The following is a 24,780-nucleotide window of genomic DNA, read 5'->3' on the forward strand; positions in this document are numbered from 1 at the left end:
AAGACGTGTCCTTGCGAAGCTTTTTTTAGATGGCTTTGATTTTTTTGTATACAGGGTGCCACATGGCGTCTTGCACAGCCTGAATGAGATCATCAGGGGTTTCTTCCGCAATTCCTTCGTCAATCGCTGCTTGTGCCACACGGACAGCCACTGTCGCTGAAACCGTTCTGAGCTGATCAACACTTGGAAGCATCGCAGCACCCGGTTTTCCGACATTGACCATGCTCGCAATCGCTTCAGCACTCGCAACAAACATGCTGTCTGTCATGAGCCGGGCTTTACACACAATCGTTCCAAGACCAAGCCCTGGAAACACAAGGGCATTATTTGCCTGCCCAATTTCATATGTCACACCGCCATATTCAACTGGATCAAACGGGCTTCCCGTTGTGACAAGCGCACGTCCTTCTGTCCATTCAATGAGATCTTCCGGCTTTGCCTCTGAAAGAGGTGTCGGGTTTGACATCGGTAAAATCGCTGGCCGCTCTACATGTGACGCCATTTCTTTCACTATTTCCTCTGTAAATGCCCCACCTACAGTTGAGGTACCAATTAAGATCGTAGGTTTCGCCTGCTTCACGACCTCTAACAAATCAATCGAATGCTTTGGACCATTACGTGCATAATCCTTCACTTCATCAGAACGTCTTGCATACGGCTTTTGGAATGGCTGAATGTCGGGTGAATCATCTGTGAGCAATCCCGTTTTATCAATACACCAGAAATGATCATATGATTCCTCTTCTTTGACACCATCTCTCACGATGGCATCACGAATTTGCTCGGCTATACCAATCCCTGCTGTACCTGCTCCAAAGATCACGATTCGGTGATCTTTCAGCGGAACCTTCGATGCTTTTGCACAAGCCAGAACGGCAGCAAGTGAAACGGCTCCAGTTCCTTGAATATCATCATTAAACGTACAAATACGGTCCTTATATTTTTCCAAAATGGCGCGCGCATTTTTTGTACCGAAGTCTTCCCAGTGAAGAAGTGCATTTGGAAAAGTCGCACGGGCAAGCTCCACATATTGATCAATAAACTGATCATAGCGCTCTCCTCGAACGCGGGAGTGCTGATTTCCCACATAAAGCGGATCATTTAAAAGGCTTTCTTGGTTGGTTCCAGCATCAAGCACCACTGCCAGTACACGACTAGGATCAATACCTGCTGCGGCTGTATAAACAGCCAGTTTTCCGACTGAAATGGCGATTCCACCAACACCCCAGTCACCGATGCCTAAAATTCCTTCTGCATCTGTTGCGACAATGAGATCAATTGATTCATCCACTCCGTAAGATGCAAAAATTTCTTCCATTCCTTCTAGGTCATCAATGGATAAATAAATTCCTCTTGGCTTTCTATACTCGTGGCTGTAACGCTGAATCGCTGTTCCTACGGTCGGTGTGTAAACAATCGGCAGCATTTCTGCCAAATGCTCATTTAATAATTTATAAAAGAGCACTTCATTTCTGTCATGAAGCGCAGTTAAATAGACATTTTTCCCAAGTGCGTCTGGCTGTGCTTTGAACTGTTCATATGCACGCTTTGCTTGATCTTCTAGTGTTAACACCTTCGGCGGCAGAAATCCCTTTAACCCAAGCTCTTCCCGCTCTTCCTTTGTAAATGCGACCCCTTTGTTTAAATAAGGGACAGACATGACTTCGATCCCTCTTAACGGTGTCTCGATGACATCACCATGTACACGATAAAATTGATTCACCTGCACTCTTCCTTTCACAAGTTCATTTTGTCTTTATTTTGTGTGAAAGGCACAAAAACATACAGATGATCTTTTATCTTCCGGTTTCTCTTTTGACCTCATGGGTCATTGCCCCGTCTTCATCCCACTTTACAGCACGGTAGATGGCATCATGATAAAACAAGTACCATGCATTGTTTTCTTCGGCAAATGCCTGCCATTTTTGCTTCGCCGGGATCGAGGTCATTGGATAATCATCGTATGCCAACACCCAAAGCGGGTTTTTATGAGCGTGTGTCGGCATGATATCCGCTAAATGAATAGCTGTTTCTCCCTGACTTGTGAGCGTTAAGATGCTATGCCCATTGCTATGTCCACCTGTATGATGCAGGCGAATGCCTTCTGTTACTTCAATGCTATCTTCAAATGTCATGACTTGATCGGCAACAGGCTCCCAGTTTTCTTTCCAATATGTATTTCTTGAGCGGATGTTCGGCGCTCTCATTTCGTCCCATTCAATTTTGGACGTGATGATTTTGGCCTGCTGAAAAACAGACACAAGCTTATCGCCTTCACGTTTTGTCAGCCCGCTTGCATGATCAAAATGCAAATGAGTCATTAAGACGTAATCTATATCAGATGGGCGCAAACCGAGAGCCGCAAGTGATTCTTCTATTTTCGTTTCCTCTGTGACGCCATAATTGCGTTTTTGTTTCTCTGTCAGCTTCCCTGACCCGATGCCGGAATCTACTAACAGATGAAGACCGTTCCACCGTATGAGCATTGGATCACACCGTAATTCAATTTGATTTCGATCATTCACAGGGTATTTTTTTGACCATAATGGCTTTGGCACCACGCCAAACATGGCACCGCCATCCATGTGTGTATCTCCCCCATTTAACCAGAACAGTTCCATTTCACCTATTTTCATTGTCTCCATTGCTGTCATCCCTCCTTATTCTATCGTAGCAAATACAAAGGAAAATCGCATGTGCTAATCTTTTTATCAAAAAAAGCTGACCGCAATCGTTCGTTGCAGCCAGCTTTGTTCGCTTGTTATTCAGGGAATTTCACTTCTGATCGATAGATCGGTTGTCCCATGGAAGAGAATTTCTCTTCATATTCTGTCATGACATTTCCTTCGAGACCATCCTCATGTAAATCAAGGCTCACATACGTTAAAAGGAGTCCGTAAGACGAAAAGCTTTTCAAGGAATATTCAAATAGTCCGCGGTTATCGGTTTTGAAATGTAATTCACCGCCTGGACGGAGGATCTGTTCATATCGCTTTAAAAAGGCTTTAAACGTCAACCTACGTTTTTCATGCCTTGATTTTGGCCACGGATCAGAGAAGTTTAAATACACCCGGTCAATCTCATTTTCCGCAAAGACATCTGTCAGTGTCTCTGCGTTGATGTTTAGAAGCTTTACGTTTTCTACATCTGTTTCTTTGATTTTATCGACTGCCGTCACAATGACACTTTTAAATAATTCAATGCCGATATAGTTTATCTCAGGATGAAGCTTACCCATTCCGGCAATAAAACTCCCTTTTCCTGTACCGACTTCGATATGGATTGGATGATCATTTGCAAACAGCTCATGCCATTTCCCTTTGTATTGTTCAGGGTTGGCTAAAGCAATATGAGCATTTTCAGCTAAGTAATCATCCGCCCATGGTTTATGTCGCATTCTCAATTTGATACACCTCTATTTTCTTTACATTTTATCAAGATACCATGAAACATAAAGAGCCGCAAGACAGCATCTTATCCGCACATATGAAAAAGACCAGCTGCTAATTGGGCTGGTCTGCTTCATGTATAAAATCAAAGCTGAATGCACAGTTTAACCACATAAATGACACGCTTGAAAGGAGCATACGTATGGGATTAAACCGCCAACATCAGCTTCAATTAATCAAAGATATTTTAACTGATCACCAGCTGGATTGCTGCGGGACTGTTGCAGAATATGAACAGGTGGGACGCGTGATTCAATTAATGCTGGCAAAAGAAGATTTGGATGCTGACGTTCGTCAGCTACTAACAGATATTTATGATTACAGCCAAAAAGGTACCTCTGTCAGTTCAATTGATGCACATATCGAAGCGCATCAATCGCATCTATCTGACTGGGTCGAGAACATTCCACTGTCTTAATGGATGTTTAACCGTTTTAAGAGTGCATGTAGCTCGGCTTGCACTTCTTTTTGCGCCTTTTCATTTCCTTTTCTTTTATGCCAAACGACAAACGAGACGGTTTCAGCCAGCACATACCATGCCATGCGTTTTCGCAAGTTGTCGGTCAGCGGAGCACCATACATAGAGAGCCAGCTTTCCCAGTTCTCTTCTTCAACATAATGGTATAAGAGCGGTCCAAGATCAATCGCTGGATCCGCAATCATTGCCCCGTCCCAATCAATTAAATAGAGCTGGTTTTCATCTGTCAGCAGCCAATTATTATGGTTGAGGTCACAATGGCATACGACCTTATCCTCGAAATGAACTGCCTCCACATGTTTCTCTAAATACTGGATGGCGCGCGTGATATCATGTGAGTCAATCTGCTCTTTTAAGATCGATGCCTTGAGATGCATCAAGATCGATGCCGGGTCAAGCGAGTGCTTTTCTAATCGTTTCAGCATATCGAGCAGCTCTTTTGATGTATGAATTTTTCTTAGCTGCTCCGCTACAGGACGGTCATTCATGTCCTTTGGCTTCAGCTCTCTGCCGCTCAGCCAGTGCTGCGCAGTAATGACATCCCCATTTTCCATCCGTTTTGTCCAGACAAGCTTCGGCACAATGCCTTCAGCTGACAAAACCGCAAGAAACGGTGACGTATTGCGTTTTAAAAATAGCTTTTGGTCATTGTGTGTTGCGAAGTACGCATCTCCCGTAGCGCCTCCAGCAGGAGAGATGTGCCATTCGCTACCTAATATTTGTCCCAACCAGTTCATATCAATTTTCAACCCATCATTTCTTAAAATATTTTAAATCATGCTTTTTTAGTCGACAAAATTCAGCCGATTGAGATCAATTGGCTGTTTATTTTTTATTTATATGATCATAAAAACAAAAAGGACAGCTATTGAGAATGAGATGCTAAACAATAGCCGTCCTATAGATTTTATCGCTACCTTCTTATACTCGTCAAGCAAAACTAGAAAAACAGGACAAGAACCTTATGAAAAGGGAAGTCTTTTTTCATGTTTCTTTTGCTCGTGCGCACACTGGCTGCTTCTTAGCCACGTAATTTTAACGATCGCTCACTAGCCTTAACAAACACTGGAGTGGCGCCAATCACTTCTCCATCAGCGTGAAATAGGATTTTTTCATCTGCCTCCAAGTAGGCTTCTTCATGCTGAAAAAGGGTGACTCCCTCCATTACAAGGTGCTTTTTAAAAACCATTGCACTTAAAAATAAGAGGACTTTCAATGGATTCAAATCCGTGACAACGATTGTTTGAAATCCTGATTGCCTCGCACTTGCTTCCGGCGCTGCTTCCAGCCCACCTCCATAATATGGGTGATTACATACGATCACAAACCACACTTGGCGAAAAACTTTTCTCTCATTTTCAATAAAAAGAGCAAGGTCAAACGGTTTGAAAGACCATAACGAATGTAGAAAGGACAGCGGGTAGATGATAAACCCGAGTTTGAGTCGGTTGAGCCACTTTTTCCCTCTAAAATGGACCGTTCTCTTCAAGACATGCGCATCAAAACCAACACCAATATGATTGAGAAAAAGAACAGATTGCGGACTTTCTGCATGATCTTGAAAGGAACCGAGAGAAAATGTTTTCGTCAGCATCCTTTTTTGTTTTCTCACTTCTTTGATCACATCGTGACGCTGGATGCCCAGCCCCTTCGCAGCATCATTCCAATGACCTGCTGGGACAAAGCTTAGCTGCACATGATCAATTTCTTTCAAACCATTCAGTACTTCATGAAATGTGCCGTCACCGCCAATGACGATCAGCCGTTTCAATCTGTCGTCTTGCATAGCGCTAATCTGTCTCGCCAAAACTTCGGCATGTCCTTCATGCTGGGTAAGAAACGATCTGTATGAGATCTCTACCTTTTGTAATTCTTTCTCTATGCTTCTCCAAGTGCGGAGTCCTTTTCCTTGTCCTGCTGCTGGATTGACGATAAAGTACCATTCATTCATATATTAGCTCCACTCAGGTCTCATTTTTTGGTGACCTTGATATGCCTTTAATCGAGCCATTCCTGCCTTCTTTTGCTGTCTGATTCACCATAAGCGAGCAATGCCTTTGTCGCTTTGAATTGCTGGTGCTTTGTCGGCGCCGTGTTTTTCCGCTGCTTTTCAAACCAATCCTCCGCTTTCTTCTTATCGACAACCTCCATCCCGAATGGAACTTCGGGCAAATCAATATACGAGGTGCGGCTGATGAGGATTTTTTTCACAGGAAGCTCTACACCACTTTGCTGTAAAATTTTTGACACAACAGTTCCAGAGCGCAGAAGGCTTGCGCAAGGGTTTAAAACGGATTGAACAGCTTTCCCCGTCGCCCGTTTTTCCCAAAAACGTTCCTTCGATCCAATATATACACTGTCTGGCTCTGCCTCTAAGAATGATAAGCAGATGACTTCAAGCGGTGTAATGAGCACTGGACACAATTCCATCTCAGCTTTTTGAATGAGCAGCACCGGCTTGTACATCACAAAATAAGAATCTGGCAGCTGCCTTGCAAGCATCCGCAGCTTTTCATCATAGCGAATGTGATGGGAGACAGTTGAAATATGAGAGATCGTCGAGCTGGCCCATTTTAACTGAACATCGTAAAGATGATCTTTAAAAAAGTGAATCAGCTTCGTTTCATCGGTAGGAACGTTTGTAAAGACACCTTGTTCTATATCTGTTGGCTCGTTAAAAAGACTCAGGTCCCGTTCCTTTTTCATATCGGCTTCTTTTTGCTTTCTTTTTAAGGAGAATTTCTTTCTCTTTTCTTCCTCTTGTTCAGGTGCTTGCTCGATGGCTTGGTCAGCCTGCTTTTGCACCTGCTCTTTGGAAGCCTTTTTTAACTCGTCCCATCTTTGTTTTTTCAACCGAATAAACTGATTGATGTAATGATGCGGGTCTTGTTCATATCGTGATATATAATCTTGGATTTTAATAATTTGCGCCATCTGCTGCTCACTCCAACCTCTAGAATCATTTATGTAGTGTAAATTGTTTGATCGCGTGATAACGCGGGGTTTCTTTTAGACGGATTTCAAATAAAGCGATACTAGAAACCTCCATCGAATATGGTTCTTTCCGTAAGGGTGCTTGTTCTATATAGGACTGTTCCCTATTCCATTTGCGCGCAATCGTCATATGTGGATGAAAGGGTCTCTTTTCGACAGGATGACCTGCTGTCAAAACGGCTGCTTTCACTTTTTCTCTTAGATCCATCAAAGGCTTACTTTCACTAGGCTTTGCAAAAAAGACTCTCGGGCGCTCCTTTTGGCCAAATATCCCTACTTCATTCAGCTTCAGCGGGAAAGCAGACACCTCATGAGACAGCTGTGCAAGTAGCTCAGATATCTTATTTAAACGGTCCTCTGGAATCGCACCTAAAAACACAAGGGTGACATGATAATCAATGGGTGCTGTCCATTTTTGAAAAGACAGTCCGCTCCTCTTGTCTATATCCGCTTTTATTTGATGCGCAAGTTGTTCAGGGATTGGAATCCCGATAAAATAATGACGGCTTTCGGCCATATTTTCACCTGTCCTTTTTAACAAACTTTACGAATCCCCATTGATGATAGTATAACTAAAGTAATGCGGAATGAGAAGAAAGGGTGTCACATGATGAAGGTTGCACAAAATATAGCTGAATTAATAGGTCATACACCACTTGTAAAATTACAGCGCCTTCAGCCAGAACATGGCGCTGCTATTTATTTAAAACTGGAATCATTTAATCCTAGCGGAAGTGTAAAAGATCGGGCTGCTTACAATATGATCCTTGAGGCAGAAAAACAAGGAAAGCTCACAAAAGGGGCAACGATTATTGAACCAACAAGCGGGAATACAGGAATTGGCTTAGCGATGAACGCTGCTGCAAGAGGCTACAAAGCCATTCTGATCATGCCTGATACGATGACCCAAGAAAGAATCAATATTTTAAAGGCATACGGCGCACAGGTCGTCTTAACCCCAGGGGAGGAAAAAATGCCAGGCTGTATTCGCAAGGCAGAAGAATTAGCTGCTCAAATTCCTAACAGCTTTATTCCCATGCAATTTGACAATGGTGCGAACCCCGATGCTCATAGAGGAACAACGGCTGTAGAAATTATTGATGCAGTGCAACAGATTGGGCAGCCGCTTGCCGCTTTTGTCGCAACTGCTGGAACTGGCGGAACCATTACAGGCACTGGAGAGGAACTCAAAAAAGCATTCCCGGAATTGACGATACATGTGGCAGAGCCAAAGGGGTCACCTGTTTTATCAGGCGGGAAACCTGGCAAACATAAGCTTGTTGGCACAAGTCCAGGATTTATCCCACATATTTTAAACGAACAGGTGTATGATGAGATTGTGCAAGTGAGTGATGAAGATGCTTACGACATCACACGAAAGCTCGCCCGTCTTGAAGGTATTTTAGTCGGTCCATCATCTGGCGCAGCATGCTATGCAGCCATTGAAGCAGCCAAACAAATGCCAAAGGATCACATTGTCATTTGTATGACAGCAGACACGGGTGAACGTTATTTATCAAGTGATGTGTTTCAAGATTAAAAAAGGAACAGGGCATATGCTCCTGTTCCTTTCAGATTGTTGACAAAGGGCTAAAATGAACTTGATTTTAGCCCTTTGTCATCTTTTCAAAAACCTTTGCAGCCCTAGGAAGGACGAGTACTGGCGCGGAGCGAATTTGACATTCGTGAGCACCAGAGCGCAGGACTGACAAAGAATGCGAGGGTTTGTCTACACGCTGAAAGGAACAACTCAGACCGTCTTGACCTCAGTCTGTTCGCCTGTCACAAGTAAAACTTGTTCATCAGTGAGCGGGCATAAAGAGAGCGTATTTTGATCTTTCTCTATGATATGCTGCGCGGCTTCACCTAAATAAGGATTGTTTATATGCGGTACCGGATAGCTGTTGATCTCATTGAATCCTTCAAAGGAAGATAACTCTAGCGCTTTCTCCTGATCATCCATCAGTGAGATGTATTCAATGCTTGGCGCCATGATAATACTCCCCGCAGATTCTCCGATATACAGCTTGCCTTTGCCGATCTCTTCTTTCAATACACGATCGAGCCCGTGCTTCCTTAATTCTTGCAGCAAATAAAAGGTATTGCCGCCAGATACATACATGACATCATTCTTTCCAATGATCTGTGTGATTTCCTGAACCGTTTGCCCGGTCAGCTGAACAGTCTCTACACGCATTTCTAATTGATGAAAGGCTTCTTTTGCTGCATCGACATAGTGCGTGACTTCTTCCACATCACTGGCTGCCGGAATGAATGTCACACTTTTTCCTTTTAAGGTGTCGCCTGCAAAGTCAGACAAGAGAGAATAGCTATCTTTGAATGAAGAGCATAAGAACATTTTTTTCACGGTGAATCCCCTCTTCTCTTTCCTTTTTTATTTCGCCAATTCATACATGGCTTGTGCATATAGCGCAGTTGCTCGTAGTAAATCATCGATTTCGATATATTCATCCTTTTGATGTGCACAATCAGGTCTTCCAGGGAATAGAGGGCCAAAGGCAACGCCTGCTTCTAATGACCTTGCATACGTTCCTCCCCCTATTGCAATAAGGTGAGCAGGATCTCCCGTTTGTTCTTCGTATACCTTCTGTAAGGTTTTCACAAGTGGATGGTCTTTTGAGACGTGATGAGGAGGACTGTCATCAAATTTCTCAATCGCTGCCCCTTTTATTCGTTCAATCCCTTTTTTGACTTCCTCACCGTCCGCTGTTACGGGATAGCGGACATTCAGCCCAAGCTTCGCTTCTTCGTTTTGCGAATAGCGGATTGTGCCAACATTCAAGGTCAAGTCACCACTAATATCATCTTTACAAGCGATGCCGAGTTTTTGTCCTCTTGTGTCTTGATCAAATAAAGCATTTATTTGTGATGTAAAAGCGAGCCCTCTTTCATCTAATTCATGCGCACATAAGAAATTCGCCATATGAATGCCCGCATTTGTGCCATTCGCCGGCTCCATTGCATGAACTGATACACCTTTTAATGTGAATGTCAGTCCATCTGCTGTATGGTTTGTCTCACCGGTTAACTGATTTTCCGCAAGATAGGCTGCAAAAGCCGTTTTTAATGCTTCAGCATCGTGATCATTTGCTGCTGCCACAATCGCGCGAGCCTCATCTGGGACCATATTGAGACGCATGCCTGATGTGAATTGCTTAAGGATGTAACGCTTGTTTTCTTCTGATTGTTCGTATGTAAAGGATACGATGGCATCTATGATCCCTTTTTCAGCATGAATAATTGGAAAATCAGCATCTGGCGCAAACCCAATTTGCGGCATCGCCTCATGCTTGAAATAGTGATCGACGCATCTCCAATCGCTTTCTTCATCTGTGCCAATGATGATTCGAATCTTTTTCGACAGCGGCAGACCGGCATCTTTTAACATTTTCAATGCGTAAAACGCCGCCATGGTTGGCCCTTTATCATCAATGGCTCCTCTTGCAAAGATTTTATTTTCTCTTATGTCCGCTGAAAATGGCGGGGTTGTCCAGTCGTCTCCCGCAGGCACGACATCCACATGGCATAGCACACCGACGATATCTTCGCCTTCTCCATATTCAATATGACCAGCATAACCATCAACATTTTTCACTTTGAAGCCCTCGTCCTGCCCTTTTTTGAGCATATACTGAAGAGCCTCATCCACTTTTTCACCAAACGGTTTTCCTGCTATGCCGCCTTCTTCATCCAAGACACTTTCAATTTGTAAAAAAGATTGTGTATCCTGAATCAAATTGTCTTTTTTTCGTATGACTTCTGCTTCCCAATTCATTTTTCCATTCCTCCTTGAAAAAAGGTTGCAATCCACCCTTAAAACGAATATTATATTAAGTGTTTTGTAATAATGTTCGTAAATGGAGGATTTTATGTTTCAGTTAAAAGAGAACCAAACCAACATAAAGAAAGAATTACTCGCTGGTATGACGACATTCTTTACGATGGTATATATTGTAGCCGTCAATCCAGGAATCCTTTCAGATGCAGGCATTCCTTTTGACCAAGTCTTTACTGCAACCATTATCGCTGCTGTTGTCGGTACACTCTGGATGGCACTCTTTGCAAACTATCCGATTGCCATTGCACCAGGTATGGGGCTGAATGTCTATTTCACCGTCACTGTTGTCGGTGGTGGGGGTCTCAGCTATCAAACAGCATTTAGTGCGGTATTTGTTGCTGGAATACTCTTTATTATTTTATCGTTAACATCCCTTAGAAAACAACTCATTGAGGCGATTCCAGATAATTTAAAGTACGGGATTACAGCAGGTATCGGATTATTTATTGCATTCATTGGGCTAAGACAGTCTGGAATCATCACTGCTGATCCACAAAATCTTGTGAAGCTTGGCAATTTAAGCTCACCTGTTGTCATTTTGACACTCGTTGGTTTAATGATTTCTGTCATATTAATGGTTCTTCAAGTGAATGGAGCGCTGTTTATCGGCATGTTAGCAACCACGTTAATTGCACTTGCAACAGGTCAGCTTCATTTTCCTAAAGTGCTAGTGGATACCCCAGCACTGCCTGAAGGAATGCTGATTACAAATCCATTCGCTGCGTTTGGCGATGTATTTTCCCATCACTTGTATGCTGTTGTCTTCTCCTTTTTACTTGTGACGATTTTTGATACAACAGGAACAATGATCGGGGTTGCGGAACAAGCAGGTTTAATGAAAAATGGTCAGCTCCCAAAAGTACGCAGAGCCTTACTTGCTGACTCTGCTGCAACGACAATTGGCTCAATGTTTGGAACAAGCCCAACCACAGCTTACATTGAATCTTCATCAGGAGTGGCTGCTGGCGGAAGAACTGGACTGACCTCTTTAACCGTTGCTGCATTGTTTATTGTGGCTTTGTTTTTTGGTCCGCTCGTTCAAGCCATTTCGTCATTGCCGTCCATCACTTCACCTGTCTTAATCATTGTCGGCTGTTTGATGATGAATTCAGTGTCACGTATTCGCTGGAATGAGCTTGACGAAGCATTTCCTGCTTTTCTTGTGATTCTTTCCATGCCGCTGACATCTAGCATATCTACAGGAATTTCACTAGGATTTATATCATATCCACTTGTGAAGCTGGCAAAAGGAAAATGGAAAGAAGTGCATATTCTTGTGCTCATTTTTGCCGTCTTATTTTTCGTGCAGCTCTTTTTCTTAGAAGGATAACCAAAATAAAAAGACACATTTCTCATTTGAATGTGTCTTTTTTGTATGAATGATTTTTTATTTTGTAAATTTTCTGTGTTTATTTTTTGCTCTTTCTTAAGTGGCAATTTTCTTTATACGCCTTGTGTTTATTGGGTTGTAACCGGATTCAAATCATGATATATACCATAATTTCATTCATGAAGACAAGTTTAAAAACACGTAAAGTTGACTTTTTGGTGGAACTAGATGCATAATAACGTGTATAATAGAATAAAACATTAAGAAACACGAACATTTACCATTGTTGCATGTCCTTATGTCGCAGTTTTAGTGTAGTAAGTTGTGGTTAGTCAAGTCCATCCGATCTTATTGATAGGGAGTGGTTTTTTGAAACCTTCAACAAACCGTATGATGACTCGAATAAAATCAGTTTATATGTTCATTCAAGAGAAAGGTCTTGTGACGACACAAGAGCTGGTTGATGAATTCGGGATCACACCTAGAACCATCCAAAGAGACTTAAACGTGCTTGCCTATAACGATCTTGTTCATAGTCCAAGCAGAGGCAAATGGGAAACAACGAGAAAAAAAGTAAAAATATCATCATAAGCGAATAATGAACTTCCATATAACAAAAAGAACCGGCGATATGCCGGTTCTTTTCATTTTGCTGACAAAGGGCTAAAATCAAGTTCATTTTAGCCCTTTGTCTTCTTTTTTTCAGCGTGATAGAAAACCTTTGCAGTCTAGGAAGGACGAGTACTGGCGCGGAGCGAATTTGGCATTCGTGAGCACCAGCACGCAGGACTGACAAAGAATGCGAGGGTTTGTCTACACGCTGAAAGAACCGGCAAAATGCCGGTTCTTTTCTTTTTCTCTATATTAATCACGATTGATTAAACTGTCTAACTCTTCCTCCGTCAATTCACGGTATTCTCCTGGCGCCAAATCTTCGTCTAATGAAACAGCCCCCATCGAGAGCCGTTTTAAAAAGATCACTTCATTGCCCACGGCTTGTGCCATCAGCTTCACTTGATGGTACTTCCCTTCAGTAATCGTTAAACGGATTCGTGTATCTGCCTCTTGGTTGGCATCTACTTCAACCTTCGCTGGCTTCGTTCGGTAGTCGTCTAAAATCACAACTCCCTCTTCAAGACGAGTGATGTCTTGATCTCCAAGCGGGTATTTTAGATGAACTTCATACGTTTTCGGGACATGCTTTTTCGGAGATAACAATTGATGAGCAAGCTGGCCGTCATTTGTAAGGAGGAGGAGACCGACTGTATCCTTATCCAGTCTCCCCACAGGGAATGGCTCCCTTGCAATATCCTCTGGCTCTAGTAAATCAACAACCGTCTCATCTCGCAGATCCTCCGTTGCTGAAATGACACCGTCTGGCTTGTTCATCATGAGATAAATGAATTCTTTATACTCTACACGCTCTCCATGCACGAGCACTTCATCATTTGTTGGATCGACATGATCTTTCACCTGCTTCGCCACTTCTCCATTCACTGTGACAGCCCGGGCCTTGACCAGCTTCTTTACATCTTTCCTTGAACCAAAGCCGGTATTGGCCAGCAATTTATCAAGCCTCATGCTTCTCCACCTCTTCTTAACTCTTTTTTCTTAAAAATGATGGCATCCGGCTGCCAAGTACACGCTCTAACAATCCAACTTTATAAGATAAGAACATATACACACCGCCGCCAGTGATCATTGAAATCAAAATAACAATACCCGCTTGTATGATTCCGCCTTCATATGAAATGACTTGACTCACAAGCTGACATGTCACATAAGCCACTACAGCCATGATTGCCGTTAAAATACCAATTAAAATAAACCGTTTGAAAATCCTGCGGAACGAATAGCCTGCATGGCGCTTGATCATGATGAACATATACAAAATCGAGGCACTGTAGCCTAATGCCGTTGCAAGCACAGAACCGTTTCCTTGCAGCCAGCTAATCAGCGGGATATTGAGAACCGTTTTAATGATAATCCCTAACAAAAGACTGACGATCGCAAATTTTTGTTTGTTAATCCCTTGTAAAATCGCTGCGTTAATGGTGAATAGAGAAAACAGTAACGCAACAGGTGCATACCAAAACAAAATAGAAGTCCCAATCTCAGGATGCACAGACGGATAGAAAAACCAATAAACTGGTCCAGCCAATGCCGAAATACCAAATGAAGCAGGCAGAACGAAGAATAAAATGACCTGCATCGTTTGATCAATTTGTCGATTCAGCAGCTTGTAATTTCGCGCTGTAAAGGATTCCGTTATGGTAGGAATCAATGTTAAACCAAATGCAGTTGCAAGTGACACAGGAATCATGACAAGCTTCGGTAAATATAACGTCACAATAGACAGAACCGCTGTACTAATATCCTGATGTCCTGATGCAATCATCGCTCTGTTAATTGTATTTGTATCAATATAAGAATAAATCGGAATGGCAAGCCCAACAAACACATAGGGTGCTGCATAACTGAACAGCTCTGTAAACATTTGCTTATAAGATAATCCAGAATAGTCCCCTGTATTCGGCTGCATTGCCAAAAGCCGATCTTTCCGCTTCAGCCAATATAAATAAAGCGTAAATAGACCGCCAAACGCACCAATGAGTGCGGCAAATGTGGCATAACCAACCGCAATAACAAGACCGCCGTCAAGCACTTTTAAAATGATAAACGTCGCTGTTAATAGGAAGATGATTCTGACAAGTTGTTCGATGACTTGGGAAACAGCTGTCGGGCCCATCATCGAGTGCCCTTGGAAAAACCCTCGCACAAGACTCATAATGGGTACAACCAATAGACCCAAACTGACCATCCGAATCACATAAACCACTTGATCGACCGTCAAACCGCCCGTTTCATTCGATCCTCCAAGCTGAATCTTGGCAAAGATCGGTGCGGTCAAATATAAAATAGAAAAGGCGATAATACCGGTGACAAGCATGACCGACATACCCGCCCTGAACATTTTTCTTGTTGTCTCATAATCGCCGATTGCATTATATTTAGAGACGAATTTCGATACCGCTGTTGGAAAACCGAGCGTAGCAATACTTAAAAAGATCGTATACTGATTGTATCCATATTGGAATAGCGCACCACCAGTCGCTCCGACCATTGCGCTAAATGGAATTAAGTAAATCATACCAAGAATACGAGAGAGATAAGTCCCTATCGTTAAAACCAACGTACCACGAAGCAGTTTATTAGACATGCGCTTAACCACCATTTTTCTAATGAATATTCAACTTAACTATTTTAACACATCATTTCATCGCACAGGTAACAAATCCAATACAGAAGTCACAAAACCAATCAATTCATATTTCAGCCTTCCCCAATCTTCGTTATAATAGAGAAATGACTGAAAGTAGAAAGAGGAATGTAACATGAAACATTATGATGTCATTGTCATTGGCGGTGGACCTTCTGGACTGATGGCCGCGATTGCATCGGCAGAACACGGTGCATCGGTTCTGTTAATTGACAAAGGAAACAAACTTGGCAGAAAGCTCGCCATTTCTGGCGGTGGACGCTGCAATGTGACCAATCGCCTTCCAGTAGAAGAAATCATCAAGCATATTCCCGGAAACGGCCGTTTTCTATATAGTGCATTTTCTGAGTTCAATAACGAGGATATTATTTCGTTCTTTGAAAATCTAGGTATTGAACTAAAAGAAGAAGACCATGGACGTATGTTCCCTGTCTCAAACAAAGCACAATCTGTTGTGGATGCCCTATTAGATAGGCTCCGCGTGCTCAATGTGACCATTCGAACGAATGAAAAGATTAAAACCGTTCTGTATCAAGACGGACAAGCAGCTGGAATTGTTACAAATAATGATGAAAAAATTTCAAGTCATGCCGTTGTCATTGCTGTTGGCGGGAAAAGTGTGCCGCATACAGGCTCTACTGGCGATGGCTATGCATGGGCAGAAGCCGCTGGTCATACCATTACAGAGCTCTTCCCAACCGAAGTACCCGTCACGTCAGACGAGCGTTTTATTAAGGACAAAGTGCTTCAAGGTCTTTCATTAAGAAGTGTTGCCGTGAGTGTTTTAAATAAAAAAGGAAAACCCGTCGTCACTCATGTCATGGATATGATCTTTACACACTTTGGCTTATCAGGTCCTGCCGTTCTGAGATGCAGCGGATTTGTTGTGAAGGAACTGAAAAAGCAACAGGCCGTCCGTCTTCAAATTGACTTATACCCAAAGCTCAATGACGAGGAGCTTTTCCAAAAACTTCATCGTGATTTAAAAGATGAACCAAAAAAAGCCATTAAAAATGTCCTGAAATCTTGGATGCAAGAGCGCTATTTATTGTTCCTTTTAGAACGAAATGGCATTGATCCGCAGGAGACATTTTCTGGTCTCGCTAAAGATAAACTGCGCGCTTTTGCTCATGATTGTAAGCATTTCATCGTCCATGCAAATGGGACGCTTTCTTTAGATAAAGCCTTTGTTACAGGTGGCGGCGTTTCTGTCAAAGAAATTGAACCGAAGAAAATGGCATCCAAAAAAATGGCCGGTCTTTATTTCTGCGGAGAAATTTTAGATATTCACGGTTACACAGGCGGTTACAATATTACGTCAGCACTTGTGACAGGCAGGTTAGCTGGCATGAATGCCGCACTAGAACTAAAGGAGAGATTTCAATGATTAGACGCGCACTTCCGATTGTCCTTGCAGTTGTCATTAGTTTAACAGCCGCTTTCTTTATGAAGCTGTCCATTACCCCGTTAAAAGTCGCCATTGTTTTAGCGTTTACGATTTTCGCTGTTTGTTTAAAAGAATATGTCTACCGTCTGCGCAAACGAATTGAAGAAAAGTCATCTTCACATATCGATGGTTGATAAATGGAAGCAAAACATGTTACGGTAAAATAGAGGTCGAGTGAGAAACTCGCCTCTTTTTGTTTGAAAATAGTTGAGACAGGGGATATTAAATTAAATCCTCTGCTTAAACGTGTAGAACAACAGGAGAGTGAGATGGTGTGAAAAACGTATCAAGTGTATTTTGGATTGTGATTGCTATCACATTTATTGCCGTTCTATGGGGAGCCCTTTCTCCAGATACGCTGCAAAATGTGACAGATCAAATTCAAACATACATTACAAATGACTTTGGCTGGTATTATTTATTAGTCGTATCGCTGCTAGTCGGCTTTTGTCTATTCTTTATCTTTAGCCCTATCGGAAAAATTACGTTAGGAAAGCCAGGTGAAGAGCCTGAATTTGGTCTTTTTTCTTGGTTTGCGATGCTATTTAGTGCTGGAATGGGCATTGGGCTTGTTTTTTACGGAGCCGCTGAACCGATCAGCCACTTTGCCATTCAATCCCCAACAGGCGAGACGGAAAATGCACAAGCCTTCCGTGATTCCCTTCGTTATACCTTTTTCCACTGGGGACTTCATGCATGGGCCATTTATGCAATTGTCGCCCTTTGCATTGCATACTTTAAATTTAGAAAAGATGCACCTGGATTAATCAGTTCCACCTTATACCCAGTATTCGGAAACAGAATTCATGGATGGATTGGAAAAACCATTGATTGCATCGCAGTATTTGCAACGGTGGTCGGTGTAGCTACTAGTTTAGGACTAGGTGCCGCACAAATTAATGGCGGATTAAACTATTTATTTGGAATTCCAAATAACTTCCTGACTCAGCTCATCATTATTGCAATCGTCACGGTCCTGTTCCTTCTCTCTGCTTGGAGCGGTATTGGTAAAGGGATTAAATATTTAAGTAACACAAACATGATTCTTGCTGCATTACTCATGATCTTTTTACTTATTGTTGGACCAACTGTGTATATTTTAAATTCATTTACTGATTCAATCGGACAATACTTATCAAATATTGTACAGATGAGCTTTAGATTATCACCAAATGATCCTGAAAAGAGAGAATGGATTAATGGATGGACCATCTTCTATTGGGCATGGTGGATCTCTTGGTCGCCATTTGTCGGTATTTTTATTGCAAGGGTTTCACGCGGGAGAACCATTCGAGAATTTTTAATTGGTGTCTTAGTGGCTCCTTCCATCCTCGTGTTCCTTTGGTTCTCGATCTTTGGTGTATCTGCAATGGACTTACAACAGAACAATATCGTCGATGTTGCAAACATGTCTACTGAAACGATGCTGTTTGGTGTTTTAAATGAATATCCACTTGCCATGATTACTTCCATTCTGGCACTGATCTTAATTGCGGTATTCTTTATCACATCAGCAGACTCAGCTACATTCGTTCTCGGAATGCAGACAACCTATGGATCATTAAATCCAGCGAATAGTGTAAAGATCAGCTGGGGTATTATCCAGTCAGCAGTTGCGGCAGTGCTCTTATTTTCAGGCGGTCTTGAAGCCTTGCAAAACACAGCCAAACTTGCTGCTTTGCCGTTCTCTGTTGTCATCATTTTAATGATTGTTTCACTGTACAAGTCATTAAATGAAGAACGAAGAGCGATTAAACAAGCAAATAAGTACAATAAACCAAGAAGTCCAAGAGTAAAAAAAGCATAATCATCACAAGAGAAAAGTCGTTCCTCATCCGAACGGCTTTTTTTCTCGTTGAAATAATTGAAGATTGTCATGACATCGTGTATTCCGATAAAATAGTGTTGAATCATCACTTTTCTACATAATGGAGGTTTATATGACGTTACCTACGTTCAAGTACAACCCAGACCCAGTTTCATTACATGTGATTAAAAAAGAGCAGACGATATGCCCCGTTTGTGAGAAAGAACGAGATTATGTATATCATGGTCCTTTTTATTCTGTTGAAGACGTTTCTGGCATTTGTCCTTGGTGCATTAAAGATGGATCAGCTGCTCAAACATATAATGGAATGTTTCAAGACGATGTGAGTTGTGATGACGTCGATCATGAAGAATATATAGATGAACTGATCTACAGAACGCCGGGTTACCGCGGATGGCAGCAGGAATATTGGTTAAGCCATTGCGGGGATTTTTGCGCGATTGTGCAGTATGTTGGATGGAAAGAGATTGAGCATTTAGAGGAAGAACTCTCAGAGGATATTGAAGAGATTTGCAGCGGTGGACATTTCACAAAAGAGAACCTGAAACAATGGCTCGTGAACGGAGGAGACTTGCAAGGCTACCTCTTTCAATGCGTTCACTGCAAAAAGCATCGTTTACATATTGATGCTAGTTGATCATGTCAAAAGGACCTTTATTTGAGCCCTTTTTCTTCTTTTCAGCGTGATAGAAAACCTTTGCAGACTAGGAAGGACGAGTACTGGCGCGGAGCGAATTTCACATTCGTGAGCACCAGCACGCAGGACTGACAACGAATGCGAGGGTTTGTCTACACGCTGAAAGGACCTTTCAGCAGGTCCTTTTATTTTTTATATAAAATGAGCGCTGAAAAACAGTAGAGCTGCTCTCCTCCTTGCTCACAGATCACCGCCACATTGTATTTGATGTCAATAATTTGGTCGTCGTCCATTCCTTTTAAAAAAAGATTGATTTCGCTTTGCAAATCTTTCTCGTGTTCTTCATCAAATACAGCTACCTTCAGCACATATGCCACTCTCCCTTCTCTTGCTACTCTATTTTTATGCAAATAGAGACGGACATATGAACAAAAAAAGCCTTCCATCTTGTCGATGAAAGGACTTCTTTTTACAGCTTCGGTTTTGTTTCTCCTGTCCATGCAAGCATGCCGCCAACGACATTGGTTGCTTGATAGCCTTGGTCTTCTAAGAAATAGCAGACATTCTCACTGCGTTTACCAGAACGGCAAATAATATAATACTCTTGCGTCTTATCAAACGCATCTAGCTTCTCAGGAATATCGCCCATTCGAATATGGACTGCCTCTGGAATCATGCCTTCTGCTACCTCTTCATCCTCACGCACATCGACGAGTTGAGTGGCTTCTTCTTGCTCTAGCTTTTGCTTTAATTCTTCTATTGAAATTTCTTTTACTGACACGACTCTCATCTCTCCTTTTATTCACGGTGACACCATTATAGCAAATCATACACATCACTGCGTATTCACCCGCTTGGATTGAAGGAAAGACGGGAAGCGTTTCTTCACATCAACTGCCGGCTGCTCGCTTTCAAACTCTATCTTTTTAAACACTTGATAGGCTAGCCACATGTGGCCATATGCGAGAATGCTGATGCTAAAAAACGGTACGATCCCTGGCAAATAAGCAAATAGGATAAAGAGAACAGACGAGAAAACGAGCATAGAGAGCGTATATTGCAAATACGAGATGCCAAGCAGAAGGGAAAATTTCAAATAAAGACGCTTTTTCCACTCATAATGAGCCAGCAGCGGAAAGATATAAAACAAGCTGACAATAAACAGAAAACCAAAGATATAGATCGCAAAGCGAAGCACGTGTAAAAACCAACTCGTTGGATAAATATAAGCAAGGTCTACATAAATAATTGTCCCGATGATGACCAGCACCACTCCAATGACATTAGAGCGTACAAATTCTTCGCGGTATACTTTCCAAAAGGTTTGAAAGACGCTGACTTGCTCATGCCCTTGTATCCACTTTCTCATCACAGAAAATAACGCTGTTGTTGCAGGCATGAAGCCAAAGATTCCAAGCCCAAGTAAAGTGAACAAAAGCCATAACAAATTCGTATAGGCAAGTCTCATCACCCACTCACACATGCGCAACATTCTGCTCATTGATCCATCATGATCCATCTCTCTTCCCTCCTCTCTTTCTCGTTACACCGTCTCTTTTTGAAACAATTCTTCTATTTCAATCGGACGTTTTTCTGCAACTGAGCGCCACATGCCTTCGCCAAGTGCAATGGAATAAGCCCCCGCCTCTGCTCCTGCCGAAATGTCATAAGGAATGAGCGGATCTTTTCCTAAAAATAAATCTGCTAATAATAGCGGATCTCCGCCTCCATGACCTCCTGATTGCTTCACAACTTCAATCGTTTCTTTTCCACCAAACATCGGGTAGTATGCAATTGTCTGTTCAGGGAATTGAAAAGGGATTCTCGATGGCACATGAAACTCATTTGTTTCAATCCGTCCCTTCGTCCCGTTAATCGCAAGCCGGTAGCCTTCATATGGCGCTGAAAATTGAATCGAGTAACTTAACAAAGCCCCCTGATCATAAGCCACTGACGCCACATACGTATCCTCAATATCAATTTCTTGATCAAAAATACAGGCATCCGGGCGATAATTTGAGTATTGCTTTGACTGCTGCTCACCCGATTCAATATGGTCATCCTCCACCTTTGTGCGCTCTACCCGCGGATTCCACCTTGCTTCATAATGACAGGTATCTCTTACATAACAGGTTCCACAATATCGATTCTCTTCACCCTGCAAAGGATTCCAAGGACTTCCATCCCCATAATAATTCAATGCGCCATAGGCAAATACTTGCTTCGGCTTTTGATCAATCCACCAGTTGACCAAGTCAAAGTGATGGGTCGATTTATGAATAGACAGACCGCCTGAATATTGACGCGAGCGGTTCCACCTTTTAAAATAACTGGCTCCGTGATACGTATCAATGAGCCAGCTTAACTCAACAGACGTGACCCTTCCAATCTTTCCATCTAAAATGAGCTCTTTTATCTTTCGATGGAATGGATTGTAGCGATAATTAAAGGTGACGGTGACCTTCCCTTTGCTTTCTGCCTCTTTTTCCATCACCTGTTTGGCGTCTTTTGCTGTTGTGACCATCGGCTTTTCCGTTATGACATCCAGATCATGATCCAGTGCCTGCAGGATATATGTGACATGTGTATCATCTCGCCCCGCCACAATGACGATATCTGGTCTTGCTTCCTTCACCATCTGACCAAATGCATCCTCATGAAAAAATGAGACGCCCCTTAGTGATGGAAAACGCTCCTGACAAAGTGTATACCGCTTCTCATCTACATCTAAGAGCCCTGTAATCCTGTAATGCTCGTTGAAATCCTCGGTGAGCGGTTTGATAAACATATTGAAAGCACGGTGACTGAGCCCGCAAACGGCGACCCTTTTCACATTCCCCCACCCCTTTTTCTAATGGTTTTCACGAAGCTGTTTCATGAGAGACAGTGCCTCTTTAGATTTCTCCGTATACACAGGAATAAAGGCGACCATATCTCGGTGTAATCGAAAGGTATAGCCATTTAGCTGCTTTGTTCCTTTCTTGATTTGGACCGCATAATCGACTGTATTTCCCGTCTTTGCATCTTCCACCGTATATGGTCCTGCCCCTTCGCCATCTACCCGCATCTCTTCAAGCAGCTGAAAGCTTTCAGGATCATCATATGTTCTAAACATTTCTTCCGGGACAAACATCACGTCCCCCTCTTTTGCAGTTATTTCAACAAGAAGTTTTTCAGGAATTGCAGGGAAGATGTGAACGTCGTATGTCTCCTGATTTGGTTGAAAAGCTTTCTCCACTAATTGGTCTTTCATTGCTTTTGACATGTCAGAAAAAATAAGGACATCAATCCCCTCTGTTTTCCCCTGACAGGCGGACAAATAAAAGGCAGCGATGAAGCTGAGGAGCCATGCCGCAGCCCTTTGATGCCGCCTCATACCTTTTGAAACACAGACAGCTTTTCTAGTTCAGTTAACGCCATAATAAAAGCGCCTGCTCCATGCAAATCATTCGTGCTCCGCTCTCTGCCAACGTAATAGTCATAAAATCCCGCAGATGTTCCAATACAAATATCGTTCACCGTAAAATCGCCGTTGTCTTTTTCCTCCGTTTTATACTGAATCAATCCTTGATACGCTTTGACCACATGATCAACATATCGAAGACTGACATATCCTTCATTCATGGCTTTTGCCATCGCATATATGAATAGACATGACCCTGAGCTTTCAAGCCAATTGTCGCTATGACTTCCTTTATCAATGATTTGATGCCATAGACCCGTTTCGTCGTCCTGATATTTTGCCACACTTTCCAGCATATCTGTCAGTGTGTCCTTCCACACTTTTCGTCCTTCATGTCCTTCTGGTAAATCTTCGATCATATCGGCTAACGCAAGGACATACCAGCCAAAGGATCTTGCCCAAAATTCTGGGGAACAGCCCGTCTGTTGATCAGCCCATGGCATCACTTTCCGTTCATCCCATGCGTGATAGTAAAGGCCCGTTTTTTCATCTTTGGTATGCTTTCTCATGAGATGCTCTTGATGGATGACCATGTCCACCAGCTCCGATTCTCCTGTCAACTGGGCATACTTTAAAGCAAAAGGCCCACCCATATAAAGACCATCTAGCCACATTTGATAGGCATAATTGTCTTTATGCCAGAAACCGCCCTCAGACGTGCGATTCAGCGTCCGATAAAGCCCCCGAAGCTTTTCTGCTGCCTTCACATACCGCTTCTCTCCTGTTCTTTCAATCAGCGGGAATAAAATGAGCCCTGCTTGAATGGCATCAAGCTCGTCTCTGCGGAATAACAGATTCCCATGGTCATCAATGAGTGAGTCAGCATAATTTTTCACATAATCAAAGTACGCCTCGTTTTCTGTTGCTTCGTACAGCTTCATCACTCCGCAAAGGAAAACCCCTTGATGATAGTGCCACCTTCCAGCTGGCGGAAGTTCAATTGGTGTATACGCTTTCATTATTGTTTGTGCTAATTTCTCTGCATGCTCAAGCGGTGATCCCTTTTCAATCGATAATGTCATTGGTCTTCATCTCCCCTTTTAATAAATCCCTTCTTCTCCAAACTTCTTCGCTAAACGGTTTGCCATCATGACCAAAATAAGTCCAACGGCTGCTTTAAATAAACCAACAGCGGTACTATAGCTGAATTGTCCTTGCTTCAGACCAGCTGTATACACATACGTATCAAAAATCTCTGCAACTTCCCTGTTGGTCGCATTGAGTAATAAATAGACATGTTCAAATCCAAGCTCTAATGTATCACCAATTTTTAAAATGAGCAGTACAACAATGACACTTTTAATCGCAGGAAGGGTGATGTGCCACATTTGTCTGAGTCTGCCGGCTCCATCCATTTTTGCTGCTTCATATAGCTGCGGATCTACTGCTGTAATCGCTGCAAGATAAATAATGGTTGACCAACCCGCTTCTCTCCAGATTACCTGCAAAATGTACATGGGTCTAAACCATTCTTGACTAAGAAGGAAGTTAATCTTTTCTCCTCCGAAGAAAGCAATCAATTCATTGATTAACCCGCCATCTACCGTTAACAAAACAAAAGATAAGGACACGACAATCACCCATGACATGAAGTGAGGAATATAAATCATTGTCTGAACAAATTTCTTAAACAGTGCCAACCTGACCTCGTTTAAAAGAAGGGCTAATAAGATTGGAATCGGAAAGAAAATCACGACATTCATGGCAAATAAAATGAGCGTATTTTTTAATAAGATGAAAAATGTTGGTTCTGTAAATAAGCGAATAAAGTGTTTGAAACCAACCCACTCACTGCCAAGAATTCCGAGAAACGGCTGGTAATCTTGAAAGGCAATGATCAGCCCCCACATAGGGACATATTTAAAGACAAGAAAATAAAGGAGCCCTGGCAAAATCATTAAATACAGAAATTTTTGACTAAGTAATTGGTTAAGTAAGCGCTTTCTCTTTTCTTTTTTCAAAGCTGCCGCAGGCACACCCTTGGCAGTGACATCCTGTGTTTTCACAGATAAAGC

Annotated in this window: 26 protein-coding genes; 8 read left to right on the forward strand and 18 right to left on the reverse strand. The window is 42.4% G+C overall.

All coding sequences use genetic code 11. From position 1 onward, the window contains the following. Positions 1 to 25: 25 nt before the first annotated feature. The 3 genes from NST24_RS13890 to trmB form a co-directional block, all read right to left on the reverse strand. On the reverse strand, positions 26 to 1,723 hold the full coding sequence (locus NST24_RS13890; RefSeq protein ID WP_035391093.1) for an NAD-dependent malic enzyme: 1,698 nt from the start codon (positions 1,721 to 1,723) through the stop codon (positions 26 to 28). 73 nt (positions 1,724 to 1,796) lie between these two features. Next, entirely contained in the window at positions 1,797 to 2,645 is an 849-nt protein-coding gene (locus NST24_RS13895; RefSeq protein WP_024719284.1) for an MBL fold metallo-hydrolase, read from the reverse strand. Positions 2,646 to 2,761: 116 nt separating this feature from the next. Next, positions 2,762 to 3,403 (reverse strand): tRNA (guanosine(46)-N7)-methyltransferase TrmB, encoded by a 642-nt coding sequence (gene trmB, locus NST24_RS13900; protein WP_342461904.1) that lies wholly within the window; start codon positions 3,401 to 3,403, stop codon positions 2,762 to 2,764. 188 nt (positions 3,404 to 3,591) lie between these two features. On the opposite strand from trmB, the gene NST24_RS13905 reads away from it, so the two are divergent. Further along, entirely contained in the window at positions 3,592 to 3,867 is a 276-nt protein-coding gene (locus tag NST24_RS13905; RefSeq protein WP_024719286.1) for a YtzH-like family protein, read from the forward strand. Here NST24_RS13905 and NST24_RS13910 read toward each other — a convergent pair. The 4 genes from NST24_RS13910 to thpR all read right to left on the reverse strand — a co-directional run bounded on the left by NST24_RS13910 (position 3,864) and on the right by thpR (position 7,438). Continuing rightward, positions 3,864 to 4,664, reverse strand: a complete 801-nt coding sequence (locus tag NST24_RS13910; RefSeq protein ID WP_025207816.1) for a phosphotransferase family protein — start codon at positions 4,662 to 4,664, stop codon at positions 3,864 to 3,866. The genes NST24_RS13905 and NST24_RS13910 overlap by 4 nt on opposite strands. Positions 4,665 to 4,948: 284 nt before the next feature. Continuing rightward, positions 4,949 to 5,878, reverse strand: a complete 930-nt coding sequence (locus tag NST24_RS13915) for a YegS/Rv2252/BmrU family lipid kinase (protein ID WP_007501831.1) — start codon at positions 5,876 to 5,878, stop codon at positions 4,949 to 4,951. Between the two features lie 47 nt (positions 5,879 to 5,925). Continuing rightward, positions 5,926 to 6,861 (reverse strand): hypothetical protein, encoded by a 936-nt coding sequence (locus tag NST24_RS13920; RefSeq protein WP_024719289.1) that lies wholly within the window; start codon positions 6,859 to 6,861, stop codon positions 5,926 to 5,928. 25 nt (positions 6,862 to 6,886) lie between these two features. Further along, complete coding sequence (thpR, locus tag NST24_RS13925; RefSeq protein ID WP_045034206.1) at positions 6,887 to 7,438, reverse strand: RNA 2',3'-cyclic phosphodiesterase; 552 nt, start codon at positions 7,436 to 7,438, stop codon at positions 6,887 to 6,889. A 90-nt stretch (positions 7,439 to 7,528) separates the two neighbouring features. On the opposite strand from thpR, the gene cysK reads away from it, so the two are divergent. Further along, entirely contained in the window at positions 7,529 to 8,461 is a 933-nt protein-coding gene (cysK, locus tag NST24_RS13930; RefSeq protein WP_161630746.1) for a cysteine synthase A, read from the forward strand. A 210-nt stretch (positions 8,462 to 8,671) separates the two neighbouring features. On the opposite strand, the gene NST24_RS13935 is transcribed toward cysK, so the two are convergent. Beyond that, positions 8,672 to 9,289, reverse strand: coding sequence for a Type 1 glutamine amidotransferase-like domain-containing protein (locus NST24_RS13935; RefSeq protein ID WP_342461905.1), 618 nt, complete (start codon positions 9,287 to 9,289; stop codon positions 8,672 to 8,674). Between the two features lie 27 nt (positions 9,290 to 9,316). Continuing rightward, positions 9,317 to 10,717 carry a dipeptidase PepV gene (gene pepV, locus NST24_RS13940; protein WP_342461906.1) on the reverse strand — a complete coding sequence of 467 codons (1,401 nt, stop codon included), beginning with the start codon at positions 10,715 to 10,717 and terminating at the stop codon, positions 9,317 to 9,319. Between the two features lie 94 nt (positions 10,718 to 10,811). On the opposite strand from pepV, the gene NST24_RS13945 reads away from it, so the two are divergent. Continuing rightward, complete coding sequence (locus NST24_RS13945; protein WP_017358329.1) at positions 10,812 to 12,110, forward strand: NCS2 family permease; 1,299 nt, start codon at positions 10,812 to 10,814, stop codon at positions 12,108 to 12,110. A 369-nt stretch (positions 12,111 to 12,479) separates the two neighbouring features. Continuing rightward, positions 12,480 to 12,701 (forward strand): DeoR family transcriptional regulator, encoded by a 222-nt coding sequence (locus tag NST24_RS13950; RefSeq protein ID WP_008356419.1) that lies wholly within the window; start codon positions 12,480 to 12,482, stop codon positions 12,699 to 12,701. Between the two features lie 273 nt (positions 12,702 to 12,974). Here NST24_RS13950 and NST24_RS13955 read toward each other — a convergent pair whose 3' ends face one another. Further along, complete coding sequence (locus tag NST24_RS13955) at positions 12,975 to 13,691, reverse strand: pseudouridine synthase (protein WP_017367874.1); 717 nt, start codon at positions 13,689 to 13,691, stop codon at positions 12,975 to 12,977. Between the two features lie 16 nt (positions 13,692 to 13,707). Further along, positions 13,708 to 15,330 (reverse strand): polysaccharide biosynthesis protein, encoded by a 1,623-nt coding sequence (locus NST24_RS13960; RefSeq protein WP_017358331.1) that lies wholly within the window; start codon positions 15,328 to 15,330, stop codon positions 13,708 to 13,710. Between the two features lie 175 nt (positions 15,331 to 15,505). Here NST24_RS13960 and NST24_RS13965 point away from each other — a divergent pair, with 175 nt between their 5' ends. The 4 genes from NST24_RS13965 (at position 15,506) to NST24_RS13980 (ending at position 19,302) form a co-directional block, all read left to right on the forward strand. Next, entirely contained in the window at positions 15,506 to 16,777 is a 1,272-nt protein-coding gene (locus NST24_RS13965) for an NAD(P)/FAD-dependent oxidoreductase (RefSeq protein ID WP_144667093.1), read from the forward strand. Then, a complete protein-coding gene (locus NST24_RS13970; protein ID WP_019743705.1) occupies positions 16,774 to 16,971 on the forward strand; it encodes a hypothetical protein in 198 nt (65 codons plus the stop codon). The genes NST24_RS13965 and NST24_RS13970 overlap by 4 nt, the downstream gene beginning before the upstream one ends. A 140-nt stretch (positions 16,972 to 17,111) precedes the next feature. Continuing rightward, complete coding sequence (locus NST24_RS13975) at positions 17,112 to 18,644, forward strand: BCCT family transporter (protein WP_079919390.1); 1,533 nt, start codon at positions 17,112 to 17,114, stop codon at positions 18,642 to 18,644. Positions 18,645 to 18,777: 133 nt separating this feature from the next. Beyond that, a complete protein-coding gene (locus NST24_RS13980) occupies positions 18,778 to 19,302 on the forward strand; it encodes a CbrC family protein (RefSeq protein WP_017358334.1) in 525 nt (174 codons plus the stop codon). Between the two features lie 185 nt (positions 19,303 to 19,487). Here NST24_RS13980 and NST24_RS13985 read toward each other — a convergent pair whose 3' ends face one another. The 7 genes from NST24_RS13985 to NST24_RS14015 form a co-directional block, all read right to left on the reverse strand. Beyond that, a complete protein-coding gene (locus NST24_RS13985; protein WP_003217582.1) occupies positions 19,488 to 19,670 on the reverse strand; it encodes a sporulation protein Cse60 in 183 nt (60 codons plus the stop codon). A 101-nt stretch (positions 19,671 to 19,771) separates the two neighbouring features. Continuing rightward, a complete protein-coding gene (locus NST24_RS13990) occupies positions 19,772 to 20,083 on the reverse strand; it encodes a rhodanese-like domain-containing protein (RefSeq protein ID WP_342461907.1) in 312 nt (103 codons plus the stop codon). A 54-nt stretch (positions 20,084 to 20,137) separates the two neighbouring features. After that, positions 20,138 to 20,821 (reverse strand): YesL family protein, encoded by a 684-nt coding sequence (locus tag NST24_RS13995; protein WP_342461908.1) that lies wholly within the window; start codon positions 20,819 to 20,821, stop codon positions 20,138 to 20,140. Positions 20,822 to 20,845: 24 nt separating this feature from the next. After that, complete coding sequence (locus tag NST24_RS14000) at positions 20,846 to 22,135, reverse strand: Gfo/Idh/MocA family oxidoreductase (RefSeq protein WP_342461909.1); 1,290 nt, start codon at positions 22,133 to 22,135, stop codon at positions 20,846 to 20,848. Positions 22,136 to 22,153: 18 nt separating this feature from the next. Further along, positions 22,154 to 22,678 carry a lipoprotein YteS gene (locus NST24_RS14005; RefSeq protein WP_249855645.1) on the reverse strand — a complete coding sequence of 175 codons (525 nt, stop codon included), beginning with the start codon at positions 22,676 to 22,678 and terminating at the stop codon, positions 22,154 to 22,156. Beyond that, the gene (locus NST24_RS14010; RefSeq protein WP_039168377.1) at positions 22,675 to 23,787 is read right to left on the reverse strand and encodes a glycoside hydrolase family 105 protein; all 1,113 of its coding nucleotides are present in this window, start codon (positions 23,785 to 23,787) and stop codon (positions 22,675 to 22,677) included. The genes NST24_RS14005 and NST24_RS14010 overlap by 4 nt, the downstream gene beginning before the upstream one ends. Before the next feature lie 18 nt (positions 23,788 to 23,805). Beyond that, entirely contained in the window at positions 23,806 to 24,771 is a 966-nt protein-coding gene (locus NST24_RS14015; RefSeq protein WP_008343019.1) for a sugar ABC transporter permease, read from the reverse strand. Positions 24,772 to 24,780 lie beyond the last annotated feature (9 nt).

This window comes from Bacillus sp. FSL R5-0286 (assembly GCF_038593245.1).
Classification (GTDB): domain Bacteria; phylum Bacillota; class Bacilli; order Bacillales; family Bacillaceae; genus Bacillus; species Bacillus altitudinis.

Bases quoted from the DNA above. Each gene is read 5' to 3' on its own strand.
- NST24_RS13895 (WP_024719284.1), bottom strand. From the start codon at position 2,645: ATGGAGACAATGAAAATAGGTGAAATGGAACTGTTCTGGTTAAATGGG.
- NST24_RS13905 (WP_024719286.1), top strand. From the start codon at position 3,592: ATGGGATTAAACCGCCAACATCAGCTTCAATTAATCAAAGATATTTTA.
- NST24_RS13910 (WP_025207816.1), bottom strand. From the start codon at position 4,664: ATGAACTGGTTGGGACAAATATTAGGTAGCGAATGGCACATCTCTCCT.
- NST24_RS13915 (WP_007501831.1), bottom strand. From the start codon at position 5,878: ATGAATGAATGGTACTTTATCGTCAATCCAGCAGCAGGACAAGGAAAA.
- NST24_RS13920 (WP_024719289.1), bottom strand. From the start codon at position 6,861: ATGGCGCAAATTATTAAAATCCAAGATTATATATCACGATATGAACAA.
- thpR (WP_045034206.1), bottom strand. From the start codon at position 7,438: ATGGCCGAAAGCCGTCATTATTTTATCGGGATTCCAATCCCTGAACAA.
- cysK (WP_161630746.1), top strand. From the start codon at position 7,529: ATGATGAAGGTTGCACAAAATATAGCTGAATTAATAGGTCATACACCA.
- pepV (WP_342461906.1), bottom strand. From the start codon at position 10,717: ATGAATTGGGAAGCAGAAGTCATACGAAAAAAAGACAATTTGATTCAG.
- NST24_RS13945 (WP_017358329.1), top strand. From the start codon at position 10,812: ATGTTTCAGTTAAAAGAGAACCAAACCAACATAAAGAAAGAATTACTC.
- NST24_RS13955 (WP_017367874.1), bottom strand. From the start codon at position 13,691: ATGAGGCTTGATAAATTGCTGGCCAATACCGGCTTTGGTTCAAGGAAA.
- NST24_RS13960 (WP_017358331.1), bottom strand. From the start codon at position 15,330: ATGTCTAATAAACTGCTTCGTGGTACGTTGGTTTTAACGATAGGGACT.
- NST24_RS13965 (WP_144667093.1), top strand. From the start codon at position 15,506: ATGAAACATTATGATGTCATTGTCATTGGCGGTGGACCTTCTGGACTG.
- NST24_RS13970 (WP_019743705.1), top strand. From the start codon at position 16,774: ATGATTAGACGCGCACTTCCGATTGTCCTTGCAGTTGTCATTAGTTTA.
- NST24_RS13980 (WP_017358334.1), top strand. From the start codon at position 18,778: ATGACGTTACCTACGTTCAAGTACAACCCAGACCCAGTTTCATTACAT.
- NST24_RS13995 (WP_342461908.1), bottom strand. From the start codon at position 20,821: ATGGATCATGATGGATCAATGAGCAGAATGTTGCGCATGTGTGAGTGG.
- NST24_RS14005 (WP_249855645.1), bottom strand. From the start codon at position 22,678: ATGAGGCGGCATCAAAGGGCTGCGGCATGGCTCCTCAGCTTCATCGCT.
- NST24_RS14010 (WP_039168377.1), bottom strand. From the start codon at position 23,787: ATGACATTATCGATTGAAAAGGGATCACCGCTTGAGCATGCAGAGAAA.